Genomic DNA, 11,810 nt, shown 5'->3' with positions numbered 1-11,810 from the left:
GATCTACTCCGCCGCATGAATCTTGTTGGTGGAGGCCTGTCCGGCGCGATCGAGGTCGCGCGAGACGATACGAAGCAACTCGCCGGCGAGATTCGAGACCAGTTCCAGATAGGACGTCGCCTGGCGCGCAAGATGATTGTAGATGAGCACCGCCGGGATGGCGGCGAAGAGGCCGACCGCCGTCGCGAGCAGCGCTTCGGCGATGCCGGGCGCGACGACGGCCAGATTGGTGGTCTGCGCTTTGGAAATGCCGATGAAGCTGTTCATGATGCCCCAGACGGTGCCGAACAGTCCGATGAAGGGGCCCGTCGATCCGACGGAGGCGAGCAGTCCGGTGCCCCGCTTGATCGAAAGCGCTTCGGCGCGCTCGATTTCGGCGAAGCACGCTGCAATGCGCTCCTTCACGCCCGGCGCCGCAAGAATATCGGACGACAGCTTCATTTCCCGCGTCGCCTCGCCAAGCAGCGCCTGCGTCAAACGGTCGCCGCCGCCAAGCGCCAGTCGCGCCTCGGAGAGGCCGCGCGCCTCGGAGAGGCGGCGTATCGCCGTCGTCACGCGCTCGCGCGCCCGTTTCAATTCGATCGTTTTGGCGATGAGGATCGTCCATGTCGCGACGGACGCCAACAACAACCCGATCATCACGATCTTCACGACGATGTCGGCGTTGACGAACATCGTCCACACAGAAAGATCATGAGGTTTAGTGGCCGCTATCGCTGCATCGAGCGCTGGCGACCCTGGTGCGGCTGCGACGCTCTGCGCAGCGAGAAGCGCGATGATTGAGATCACGAGAAACTGCAAAGAACGTTTCATGCTTCAGCCCATGTTCGGATCAGATTGTGATAAACGCCCGACATTTTGACGCAGGCAGGATCGCCGGCGCCCAGCCGAGTCGTCAGGGATTGGATGGCCTGGTCAAGATCGAAGAGCAAAGCGCGCGCCACATTGTCGCGAATCATGCTCTGCATCCAAAAAAACGAGGCGATGCGCTCACCACGCGTGACGCCTTTGACAAGATGGAGACTCGTTGAAGGATAAAGCACGAGATCGCCTGCCGGAAGTTTCACTTCCTGCTGTCCGACCCGATCCTCAATCACTAATTCGCCGCCATCGTACTCGTCCGCCTCTGAGAGGAACAGCGTGCAAGAAAGATCCGTGCGAATGCGAATCGGCGTTCCGGGAATGCCGCGGATCGCATTATCGACGTGCAATCCGAAGTCGTGCCCAACGCCATAGCGATTGAAGAGCGGCGGAAAAATCTTGTGCGGCAAGGCCGCCGAGACGAACATCGACGACTGCGCAAGCGCCTCGAGCACATGTTCGCCAAGTTCGCGCGCGACGTCGCCGGCTTGCGGCAGTTGAAGATTGTTCTTCACCAAAGAGGACTGCGAGCCAGCGGTCGCGCGGCCATCCTCCCACTGGGCCTGGTCCATGGCCGCGCGAAAAAAGGCCACCTGCTGCTTGGAAAGAACTTCGGGTATGCAAATAAGCATCAGCGCTATGCTTCTCCCCAGTAGCGGATGAGATTGTGGTACACGGTCACCAGCTTGCGCAGATCCGGATCGTCCGCGCCCACGCGCGGCGCGAGTTCCTGTATCGATTCGTCGAGATCGCAAACGAGGCTGCGCGCCTCGTCGGCGCGGATCATGCTTTGCAGCCACAAAAATGAGGCGAGACGTAGGCCGCTGGTGACGGGCGTCACCATATGCAGACTGCCGGCCGAATAAAGAATGAGATCGCCCGCCGGCGGCTTGAACCGCCTGGATCCGTAGATGTCCTCGACGATCAGTTCGCCGCCCTCATATTCGTCGGGATCAGAAAGAAGCACAGTCGCGGCGAGGTCAACGCGGATACGCGCGCCGGTCATGGCGTCGCCGCGTATCGCATTGTCGACATGCGGATCGAAGTGGTCGCCGACGCCGTAGCGGTTGAACAACGGCGGATAGATGCGCAGCGGCACAGCCGTTGAAACGAAAGCGGCATTGGCGAGGAGCGACGAGAGCAGCCGCTTGCCGAGCGCGCGCGAGATTTCAGAGTCAGGCGGGAGTTGCTCGTTGCGCTTCGCCTCGCCGGCGTTCGCCCCGGCGGTGGAGGCGCCGTCCTCCCACGCCGCCTGCGCCATCGCCTCGCGAAGGACGTTGACCTCCTTCCGATCAAGCGCGCCTTGTATGTGAGCAAGCATTCGAAGCGCTCCCTTAGAACAAAATGCTCGTTTCGAGATAGACGGAGCGGCCGGGCGACATCTGCGCGAAAGGCGTCGACGTCTGATAGAAGGCGTCATAGATCGTGCGGTCGAAGAGATTGTTGACCGAGAACTTCATCGTGATGTTTTGGCCGATCTTCGCCTCAGCAAAAACATCGAAGCGCCAGTATGAAGGCAGGATCGTTGGAACGTTCAGAAAATTCGTCGCGGTCGGCGTCGGCAAGCCAAACGCGTTGAACGATGTGCCGCCATTGGCGACGATATTGTTGCCGCCATAGATCCTGGAACGGTAGATGGCCTGGCCGCCAAATTCGAGCGCATTCGGAGCGAGGCCGATCAGGTCGCCGAATTTGTACTTGGACAGCAGGCTGAAGGACTCATGCGCGATATTTGCGAGTTGAAGACCGATATTCGTTCGCGCGTAGGAGTTGGTCACCCGCGAGTCCATCAGCACGATGCCGCCAAGGACCATCCACTTATCCGTGATATTGCCCGCAACCTCGAGGTCGACGCCCTGGACGTAATAGGACGCGTTGCCGGTGGTGGTGCCGGAGTTCACTTCTCTCGCGCCGCTCACATCCGTCTTAAAGAAGGCGGCTGTCGCGAGCAGATGCCTGTCGAACAGCTCCCATTTCAGACCGACCTCCGCCGCCTTGTTGAGTTGGGGAGCAAAGATTTGCGACGCCGTGTTCAGGCCGCCGTAGTTTGCCGCGCCGCCGTCAAGCTCGGCTCCGACGGGCGTCGCCGAGGTGGCGTAGGCGGCGTAGGCGCTGACGTTCGGCAGCGGCTTAAAGACGACGCCGGCGTTCCAGTTGAACAGACCCGAATGGCTCTTGGCGAATGTCGAAAGCGTCTCCGTGCGGCTTGTGATGTTGTAATCGTCAAAGCGCGCGCCGCCGTTCACGATCACGACGTCCTGATAGTTCGCAGTTTCGATCAAATAGCCTGATTTCGTGTCGACGGCGATCCGCGTGGGATTGGTATTGCGGTAGGGCGTGTTGAGGAACGGCAGATAGGTGCACGGAAGATAGAGGTTACAGGTCACCGTATTGCCGGTGGGTATCCCATTCAACTCGGAAGCGAGGCCCTGATAATTGGTGCGCGTGACGCCTTCGCGGGCGAACTCCACGCCGGCGACGAGCGCATGCTTGACCGGTCCCGTATCGACTTTGAGCGTCGCCTCCGTCTGGTTGTCGAGCGTGTTCACCACCTGATATCGGCTTTGCGCGCCGATTCTCACTGTCGAAGCGAATAGATCCGCGCTCCCCGTCAGCGATCCGATATAGTCCAGAACGGAGCGGCTCTGCCGGAACCGATTGTCGAATACGAGATTGTCGTTGTAGCGATAGTGGGCGGTGAAGGTGCCGAAATTCTGCATCGCAACTTGGAAATCGCGGTCGAGGAAACCGTACCAGTTGGAGCGAGGAATGACGCCTTCGGGGAACGGTCTATTCCAGACTCGGTTATACGGCACGCCGAAGTCCGGCAGGCCATTTTGATAGACATGCGTGTATTGAGCGGTCAGCGTCAGGTCCTCGATCGGCTTGAACACCACTGAGCCCGCGACGCCGTCGCGATAGTCGGTGACAAAGCTGCGGCCCGCGACATTCGAGTCGTGATAAAGAGCGTTGACGCGCACCGCGAGGATCGGGCTGATCACTTTGTTGACGTCAGCCGTCACCCGCTTCATGTGGTCGGAAAAGCCGCCAATCGCTTTGAGTTCGACGAAGTCGCGATCGGTCGCTTGTTTCGTTACGATGTTGATCGCGCCGCCCGCCGTGCCACGACCGGCGAAAGTCGATCCTGGCCCGCGCAGAATCTCGACCTGCTCGGTATAGAAGTTCTCGCGAATGCTGACGCCGGGATCGCGCACGCCGTCGACGAAGATGTCGTTGCGAACGTCGAAGCCGCGAATGAAGAAGCGATCGCCGAACGCGTTGCCGCCTTCGCCCGTCCCCAGCGTCACGCCTGCCGTGCTGCGACCAATTTCACGCAGCGTGAAGGCGTTCTTGTCGTCGAGCACTTCCTTGGTCAGCACCGTGATCGTGCGCGGCGTGTTGAGCACCGGCTCGGTGAATTTCGGCGAAGACAGGCGGTCGACCTTATAGGGCGCCACTGGATCGGCGTAAGGATTGGCGTTGGGCGCCGTTGCGAAGATCGGAAGGCCTCCGCTGCCTGCGCCTTGGCCGCCGGCGTTTGAAGCGCCCGGCGCGCCGCGCCGCTGCCCCGAGGCCTGACTGGCGGCGGCATGACGCGCCGGATGCGGCTGAGCGACGGCGATCGGCTTGGGTTTCGCCGGCGCCGCCGCGCGCGGCTTCTCCTGCGGCGCGTCGACTTTAACGGGCGGCAGCGTCGTCGAAGCGGATTGCGCCAGAGCCGATGCGCTGACGCTCGATGCAAGCGCCGCAGCAACGCTCAGCGCCTTCACCGACGTCAGATCTCCTGCACGAGTCCGCGGAAGCGACTGAGTCAACATTCGTAGAGAAATTGGAGTTTTTACGTCGCTCATGGGGAACCGCCAGGGAGGGTTGTGCGTTGTCTACTTTCGCCTCGTGCGAAGAAGTTGATTAAAGCTAAATTTGGCGGCGGCCACGGTCAACTGATAAACTGTTGAATGGAAGTATTGTAATCTGTATAGTTTCAGACAGATACAACAATTTTTTGGACAATTGTTACCTTTCGGCCACACGCTAGTTTGGAAACGCTTTAATTCCAAACTACGCGGCAGTAATTTTCCTGCGAAGATATTGTTCTTGATCCCAGCGCAGCGCCGCGCGCGTAGAGTTTCCGCGCAAGAGTTCGATTTGGCCGACGATTGGCGGCCCCCCAGTCGGGCGCCGCTATGCGCTGACGCAGGTGCGTCGACGCACTCCCGTCGAAAGCCGCGACGCTGCGCAACGCTGCAGTATCTAGCGCGGCACGCGACTTGCTTTGACATTCGTGAGTCAATCACCGCGCGAGGCTGCCATGCAGATCAGCGTCAAGGTGGCGAAAGCCATTGAACGCAGGCGCGTTTTTGTCGTGGACGACAATGAAAGCTTTCGCGCGGCGATCGAGTTCATGCTCCATGACGAATATGAGGCGCATGAACTCGCGAGCGCGTCCGAAACGCTCGCAAAAGCGGAGCAAATAAGGCCGGACTTACTGGTGCTTGCCGAAGGCGTCATCCGCGTCAACGGGCTGGATCTCATTCAAGAGTTTCTGGCGCGGGTTCCCGAAACCAAAATCATCGTCATCGTTGATCAGATATCGAGCGGATTCGGCCAGGAGTGCGTCGCCGAGGGCGCGCACGGTTTTTTGGCGAAGCCGCTGCAAATTGCACTGCTGCGCGATAAGGTCGACGCGCTGCTGAGCGCCAGGAAAAAGTCCGGCGCGATCCCCCGGGCCGTTCTGAACCTGCGCTAGCGCCTGAACAGCCGCCAATCGACATTATGCAGGGAGGTCGCCATGGAGCCCGCCATTCCGCCGATCGAGGACGGCGCCGAACGCGACAGCTTAGAGATCGCAATCGACGATTGCGTGCGTCGCTTCTACGCCAAGGGCGCCGAAGATCCGCTGTTGGGTCCTATCTTTATGGCGATTGACGGTCTCGACCAGCATATGGGGATCGTCGCGAATTTCTGGTCCAGGACCTTGCTCGGCACGGAGCGCTATCAGGGCCAGCCCTTCGCCGCGCATATCAATTTACCGATTGAGCCTCAGCATTTTACGCGCTGGCTCGAACTCTTTAGCGAAAGCGCCAATGAAGCGCTGCCGAAGACGCAGGCCGAGCAGGCGATCGCGAAAGCCGCCCACATGACGCAATGCTTCCAGTCGGGGCTGTTCCCCTTCGTCGACGCCGATGGAAAGCCGTCGCGCGTTCCGGCGCCATAGCGTCCATCGGCCGCCCACGAGCGTTAGTCGACCGCGATCATCACATCCGACGACTTGATGACTGCTTTGACCTTCGACCCTTCGCGGAGTCCAAGCTCCTCGACGGATTCGTTGGTGATTGAAGCTGTGACGGTCAATCCGTTGACGTCGATCGTCACATGCGCCGTGGTTGCGCCCTTCTGGATGTGCTTGACCGTCCCGGGAAGGCTGTTACGCGCGGAAATCTTCATGTCGTCGGCTCCTAAGAAAAGCAGCTATCGCTATGGCCTCCCTCGACGGCGCCCGACGTCGTTACGGCTACGGCATAATAATCAGCCGCTCGAGCCGGGTTTCCTTCGATGAAATGGGATTGCACGATCGCGTCTATATCATCGGTATGGCGCGGCGCATATCACACGCCTTCCGCATAACCGACCAATAACTATCCAATCTGTTACAAATCTAGGCAGCAGCGCGATCATGTCCTTCACGTCAGATTGCTTCGACTGCATGCAACCAAAGCGGCTTGCCGCCCGCCGCTGAGTTTCGGCGCGGATCAGGCGCAGTCGGTCGTCATTGCGTCGATCGCTCGAGCGCCATGGTAAGGAAGAATCGCGTAGATGTCGGTCGACGTGCTCGGTTCTCCGTGCCAGATCGTCAAAGATTGCGCTCAATAGGTCGCGCCGCTGCGCGATCGGGAGTGCGGAAATCGTTAAGCGCGACAGCCGACTCATGGCGGCGAAATGCCGCATAAGGCATGTAAGCGCCTGTAAATCAGCTATCGACCCGTTACGATGCGCGTGGCGACTAAGCGCAAGTCTTCGCGCCGGCGTCGGCAAGGCGACATCCATGTCGGTTGCGGCGCGAGCACGGTGTGGATGGAGCCGATCGCCGATCAATCGGGCGGCGGCGCCGGAGGAGACGGCAGAAGGCGCAAGAGTTGATCAAGCATGCGCGCCAACGCCGATGTCGAGGCAATTGCAGGCCATTGTTTTTGTGAGGCTAAGGGCAAAAAGGCGGTATGGCACGGTGCTTGCGTCAAAACCTGTGAAAACACCCACGCATGTCGTGAGGCTAAATAGTATGGGTTTGCAGCTGGCAGGCGGCGCATGCGCGCCGAAGGCGCGCGAATTCGATGTGAGAGACACCGCTCTCGTCGGCATCTACGAAATATCGAAGCTTCTGGCGTCGCCAAACCGTCTGGAAACTACGCTTGCGGGCGTGCTCGCGCTGCTTTCGAGTTTTCTTGATATGCGCCATGGCTTGGTCGCGTTGCTCGACGCGGCGGGCGGGCCCGAGGTTGTGGTTGGGTCGGGCTGGAGCGAAGATTCCGCCAAGCGTTTCTTCGACCGGCTGCCCGAACGCGCCGTAGGGCAGATCGTCGCGACGAAAATGCCGCTCGTCGTCGAGAATGTCGCAGCCTCGCCGCTCTTCCAAGGCTCCGACTTTTCCGAATGGGGACCGACCGACGGCCGGCCGTTCTCGCTGATCGGCGTCCCGATCAAGGAGGGCGACGCCGTCGTCGGCACGCTGACGGTGGATCGCGTCTACGACGATCGTTCAGTGACGCTGTTCGACCATGACGTGCGCTTCCTGACGATGATCGCCAATCTCGTCGGGCAGACCCTTCGACTGCACAAGCTCATCGCACGCGACCGCGAACGTTTGATGCAGGAAAAGGCCTGGCTCGAAAAAGGCGACCGCCTTCCGCAGATCGAAGCAAAGAACAGCGGCATCAATGGCGTTGTCGGCAGCAGCCCGGCGCTGCGCGCGGTGATCGATAAGATTCGCGTCGTCGCCAAGGCCAAGTCCACCGTCCTTCTGCGCGGCGAATCGGGCACCGGCAAGGAGCTGTTTGCCGCGGCGATACACAATCTCTCGCCGCGCCGCTCGAAACCCTTCATCAAGCTGAATTGCGCGGCGCTCCCCGAGAGCGTGCTGGAATCGGAGCTCTTCGGCCATGAGCGCGGCGCTTTCACCGGCGCAGTGAACATGCGCAAGGGCCGTTTCGAACTGGCCGACGGCGGCACATTGTTTCTGGACGAGATCGGCGAAATCACGCCGGCGTTTCAGGCAAAGCTGCTGCGCGTTTTACAGGAAGGCGAATTCGAACGGGTGGGCGGCACGCGCACGCAGAAAGTCGATGTTCGACTCGTGTGCGCGACGAACAAAAATCTCGAAGAGGCGGTCAAGCGCAACGAATTTCGCGCCGATTTATACTACCGCATCAGCGTCGTGCCCATTTTCGTGCCGCCGCTGCGCGACCGTAAGGGCGATCTCGAACCTCTCGCCAATGAATTTCTGCGTCGCTTCAACGCGGAGCAAGGCGGACGGCTGAGCTTTTCGGAATCGGCCCTGCACGTGCTCACGGCCTGCGCCTTTCCGGGCAACATCCGAGAGCTGGAAAACTGCGTGTTTCGGACAGCGACTTTGGCGCAAGGGAATGTCATCACCGACAAGGATTTCTCCTGTCGCAACGACGGCTGCCTCTCTTCGGTGCTTTGGAGCGGCTCATTGGAGCGTTCGGCGCCTCCTCCACCCGTCGCGAGCGTGCCGACCCTGGCGCCGCCGCGAGAGCGTCAGCCTGCGCCGCCGCCGGCGACGACGAGTGAGCGCCCTAACGCCGACCCTTCGCCCGAGACCTGTCCCGGCGCCGAAAACTGCACCGCCGTGGAGCGTGACGGCCCTTCCGATCGCGAACGTTTGGTGGACGCCATGGAGCGCGCGGGCTGGGTCAAGGCCAAGGCGGCCCGGCTGCTTGGACTGACCCCTCGTCAGATTGGCTACGCGCTGCAAAAACATGGCGTCGAGGTCAAGAAGTTCTGAGTTCCTCCGCGCTGGCGAAGCGCTCGGCGATTTGCTCTACCAGCGACAGTCGTGGCGTGCCGTCCGCGTCGTCCCCAGCGGGCGCCGCGCTAAAGCCGGCGCCCACCCTTCTCAGCAGTCGCCCGCATCAATTGAGACGTCGGCGATCACCTCGCCCTTATTGTCCTTCAGCGAATATCGGACGATGGCGCCGCTCGCGCGATGATTCGGCATCGTCAGACACACGCGCTCCTGCAGCTGGGCCCTCAATGCGGCGAGCTTCTTGGCGTTGCCGATTAGAGTTCGCGCTGTTTCATCGTCGACGATCGTATAGCTGTAATTGAACGCGTTGCCCGGACCCGCCGTCGCCTTATCGAGACGAACGCCCTCGCTGACCATCTCTGGAAGCGTCGCGTTCACCTCCGCCGCTTCTCGCTCCAAAGCCAGCGAGAGAGGCTCCGGCGGCTCATCGATATTAAGGCTTTCCCGATATTGCCTCGCGAGAAGGAAAGCCGTCGCCACGATGACGATCAGCGCGGCCGCTTCCCAGACTCCCATCCATGATTTCGTATCGCCCTCGTCCCTCACGGCAGCCCTCGCTCCAACCCGCCTCAATTTTGTCTCGGCGAAGCGCGTTGCGCAAGGTGGCGGTCATATGAGTTTTTCAGTGCACCTTGAATTCCTTATCAAGTAGCTTCAACTCAGCCGGTTTGATGAGGTTCGAATGCGCGACGGTGACGGAATGCAGCGGGCCATCGAGGCTGCGCATCCAGAAATCGAGAAATTTGCGCAGCTCCGGAAACTCGGGATGAAGATCATATTCCTGCCAGATGTAGGATTGGATGATCTTCGGATAATCCGGCAGACGATAGAGAATATTCGCCGTCGTCAGGCCGTAGCCTTGAAGCTGCAAACGGAAGCCGCTGGACGCCATGGCATGCTCCTTGACGATCTGATTCCCTTCAGATTAGGAGCAAATCCTCGGAGAGCAAGCGCCAGGAAAGGCAAAGGCCTGAAAAAACAATGTGCTATCAGCAGCCGGAGGTGAGTGCCAAAAATGCGCTCCTCAACGCCGGCGCAGCTTAGAAAAAACTCTGGGCGCGGAAGGCGCGCAAAAACAGCAGCGCCGTCGCAAGCGACGGCGCTAGCTCATGTTTATTTTGTCGACCAGGCTCCGCCCGGTGCTTCAGCTTAGGCGGGCCCAGGTCTCGACCCCCGCGACGGGCTGATCAGATCTCAGCCGATTCGTAGCTGGTGATTTCCATCCCGACGCAGATTTCGACGATGATCGGTTGCGACCAGGCCATGGCGTTGCTCCTCCATTTTTCGTAGTCCGCCCGACACGACGGCTCCGGTGGAGAATAATGAAGCGCGCGCATCGTTACACCTTCAAAATTTCGCCATCCACGCTTCCAAAATTTCCCGATCAGGACGGGGGTCGGAAGAACGAGCTCCTTGTCTCAGTCATTCCACATCGTCCAGCAGCGGAAGCGACACCGTGATCCGCGTGCCGCCGGACTCCTGCCTTTCGATCCGCTGCGCGCCGCCAAGCGCGCGCACGCGCTCGTTCATGCCAAGCAGACCCATGCCCGGAGCAACACGCTCCGAAATGCCGACGCCATTATCCTCAATCGTGATCTTTAATTGCGGCGGCGCTTCTGCGTCGACCTCCGAGGAGTTTGCTGACGCGTCAAAGCCGAATTCCAGCGTGACTTGGCCCTTATCCGCGCCGGAGTGGCGGAAGATATTGGTTACGCCCTCCTGCACCACACGGTAGGCCGTCAGCGCCGTCTCCTCATCAAGCGATGAGAGATCGTGGCGCGCGACGAGCCGCAGATCGACCTCGGGATGGGTGAGCGTCCAGGAGGCGAAGAGCGCCTTCAGCGCTGGTTCTAGACCAAGTTCCTCGAGGCCTTTTGGCCGCAGCCGTCCGAGCAGGCCTCTGAACAGCGATTGAAGCGACTCGCTCGCCTTGTCGATCGTTGCGCTCATCTGTCTCAGTCGGCTCAGGTCGGGAGCAGGATGCGAGAGAAGCTCCTGTAGCGTCGCCGACGTGGCGCGTATCGAAAACAGACATGGACCGGCTTCATCATGCAGATCGCGCGCGATATCCTTGCGCTCGCCTTCCTGCACCTGAAAAAGCCTATCGACGAGATCGCGATTCTCCTGCTTGACGCGATCAAGCGTCGCCCCGAGCGAATTCAGGGCGGCGGCGATCGATCGAAATTCCGTCGCGCCGCTGACCGACAGCCGCACGCCGCTCCTGCCAGCCTCCAATTGCGCCAGGCCGAACTTCAGCGCATCGAAAGGCGCAAGCGAGGAGCGCAGGAACAGCAGCACGAGCGTCAGGAAGATGATCGTGACGGCGAGGCTGATCGCCGCCAGCCATAGCATGTCGGACCAGATCTCTTCGAGTTCGTCGAAGGGGTTCGAAATCACCACAATATTGCTGTAGGCGCGCCCGCCGACCATCACGGGAATCGTCAACACGCGCGGCGAGGCGCCGACGAGCTTCACAAACCATTCCGGCACGTCCTGACCGGAATGGCGGATCTTCTCCAGCCAGTCGCGCGGCGCGGTCTCGTTAGCGGCGAGGATCTCAACATCAGCATGGCGAAGGTTCCCCAGCGACGCGTAGAGCCGCCGCAATGCGGGAAGCGGATCTTCATTTTCGGGAAGATTTGCAATCGTTGCCAGGACAAATTCCCGCATCAATCTGAGATTGCTTCCCGCTTCCGCGCGCACGCGCGGGCCAGCGTGAAGAAGCTGGATTGCAAGATTGATCAGCAACGTCGCGATGAGCACGACGCCGATCAATCCGCCCAGTCTGGCTTTAAGCGAAACCCCGCGCATGAACGCCCTCGTTTCCATGCTTAACCGTTGACGTCCATTTACAGTCGATTGACAAGACTAGCGGTTTTCACAACATAGGTTCAGGCTCTCAAACAAG

12 protein-coding genes are annotated in these 11,810 nt (G+C 60.3%); 3 read left to right on the top strand and 9 right to left on the bottom strand.

Features of this window, described 5'->3' with window-relative positions; all coding sequences use genetic code 11:
• Positions 1-3 precede the first annotated feature (3 nt).
• From exbB to EHO51_RS16530, 4 genes are read right to left on the bottom strand one after another with little or no spacing between them, the layout of a single operon-like run.
• The gene (exbB, locus tag EHO51_RS16545) at positions 4-813 is read right to left on the bottom strand and encodes a tonB-system energizer ExbB (RefSeq protein WP_124739793.1); all 810 of its coding nucleotides are present in this window, start codon (positions 811-813) and stop codon (positions 4-6) included.
• On the bottom strand, positions 810-1,493 hold the full coding sequence (locus EHO51_RS16540) for a Fe2+-dependent dioxygenase (RefSeq protein WP_124739792.1): 684 nt from the start codon (positions 1,491-1,493) through the stop codon (positions 810-812). The genes exbB and EHO51_RS16540 overlap by 4 nt, the downstream gene beginning before the upstream one ends.
• A gap of 5 nt (positions 1,494-1,498) precedes the next feature.
• Positions 1,499-2,182 (bottom strand): Fe2+-dependent dioxygenase, encoded by a 684-nt coding sequence (locus tag EHO51_RS16535; protein WP_124739791.1) that lies wholly within the window; start codon positions 2,180-2,182, stop codon positions 1,499-1,501.
• Positions 2,183-2,195: 13 nt separating this feature from the next.
• The gene (locus EHO51_RS16530) at positions 2,196-4,712 is read right to left on the bottom strand and encodes a TonB-dependent receptor (RefSeq protein WP_432431914.1); all 2,517 of its coding nucleotides are present in this window, start codon (positions 4,710-4,712) and stop codon (positions 2,196-2,198) included.
• A gap of 458 nt (positions 4,713-5,170) precedes the next feature.
• On the opposite strand from EHO51_RS16530, the gene EHO51_RS16525 reads away from it, so the two are divergent.
• Entirely contained in the window at positions 5,171-5,608 is a 438-nt protein-coding gene (locus tag EHO51_RS16525) for a response regulator (RefSeq protein WP_124739790.1), read from the top strand.
• A 42-nt stretch (positions 5,609-5,650) separates the two neighbouring features.
• Complete coding sequence (locus EHO51_RS16520) at positions 5,651-6,076, top strand: group III truncated hemoglobin (protein WP_124739789.1); 426 nt, start codon at positions 5,651-5,653, stop codon at positions 6,074-6,076.
• A 23-nt stretch (positions 6,077-6,099) separates the two neighbouring features.
• On the opposite strand, the gene EHO51_RS16515 is transcribed toward EHO51_RS16520, so the two are convergent.
• The gene (locus EHO51_RS16515) at positions 6,100-6,306 is read right to left on the bottom strand and encodes a TOBE domain-containing protein (protein WP_123174874.1); all 207 of its coding nucleotides are present in this window, start codon (positions 6,304-6,306) and stop codon (positions 6,100-6,102) included.
• An 832-nt stretch (positions 6,307-7,138) separates the two neighbouring features.
• Between EHO51_RS16515 and nifA the strand changes: the two genes are divergently transcribed.
• On the top strand, positions 7,139-8,881 hold the full coding sequence (gene nifA, locus EHO51_RS16510) for a nif-specific transcriptional activator NifA (RefSeq protein ID WP_124739788.1): 1,743 nt from the start codon (positions 7,139-7,141) through the stop codon (positions 8,879-8,881).
• 111 nt (positions 8,882-8,992) lie between these two features.
• Here nifA and EHO51_RS16505 read toward each other — a convergent pair whose 3' ends face one another.
• From EHO51_RS16505 to EHO51_RS16490, 4 genes are all read right to left on the bottom strand, one after another.
• Positions 8,993-9,448, bottom strand: a complete 456-nt coding sequence (locus tag EHO51_RS16505) for a hypothetical protein (protein ID WP_245434637.1) — start codon at positions 9,446-9,448, stop codon at positions 8,993-8,995.
• Between the two features lie 76 nt (positions 9,449-9,524).
• Positions 9,525-9,794, bottom strand: a complete 270-nt coding sequence (locus EHO51_RS16500; RefSeq protein ID WP_123174873.1) for an usg protein — start codon at positions 9,792-9,794, stop codon at positions 9,525-9,527.
• Positions 9,795-10,089: 295 nt separating this feature from the next.
• Positions 10,090-10,239, bottom strand: a complete 150-nt coding sequence (pqqA, locus tag EHO51_RS20715) for a pyrroloquinoline quinone precursor peptide PqqA (RefSeq protein WP_205788976.1) — start codon at positions 10,237-10,239, stop codon at positions 10,090-10,092.
• Between the two features lie 85 nt (positions 10,240-10,324).
• On the bottom strand, positions 10,325-11,713 hold the full coding sequence (locus EHO51_RS16490) for an ATP-binding protein (protein ID WP_164479424.1): 1,389 nt from the start codon (positions 11,711-11,713) through the stop codon (positions 10,325-10,327).
• Positions 11,714-11,810 lie beyond the last annotated feature (97 nt).

This window comes from Methylocystis rosea (assembly GCF_003855495.1).
Taxonomy (GTDB): Bacteria; Pseudomonadota; Alphaproteobacteria; order Rhizobiales; family Beijerinckiaceae; genus Methylocystis; species Methylocystis rosea_A.
Note: the sequence above shows the minus strand (reverse complement) of the source record. Positions and strands in the feature narration are given on the sequence as shown.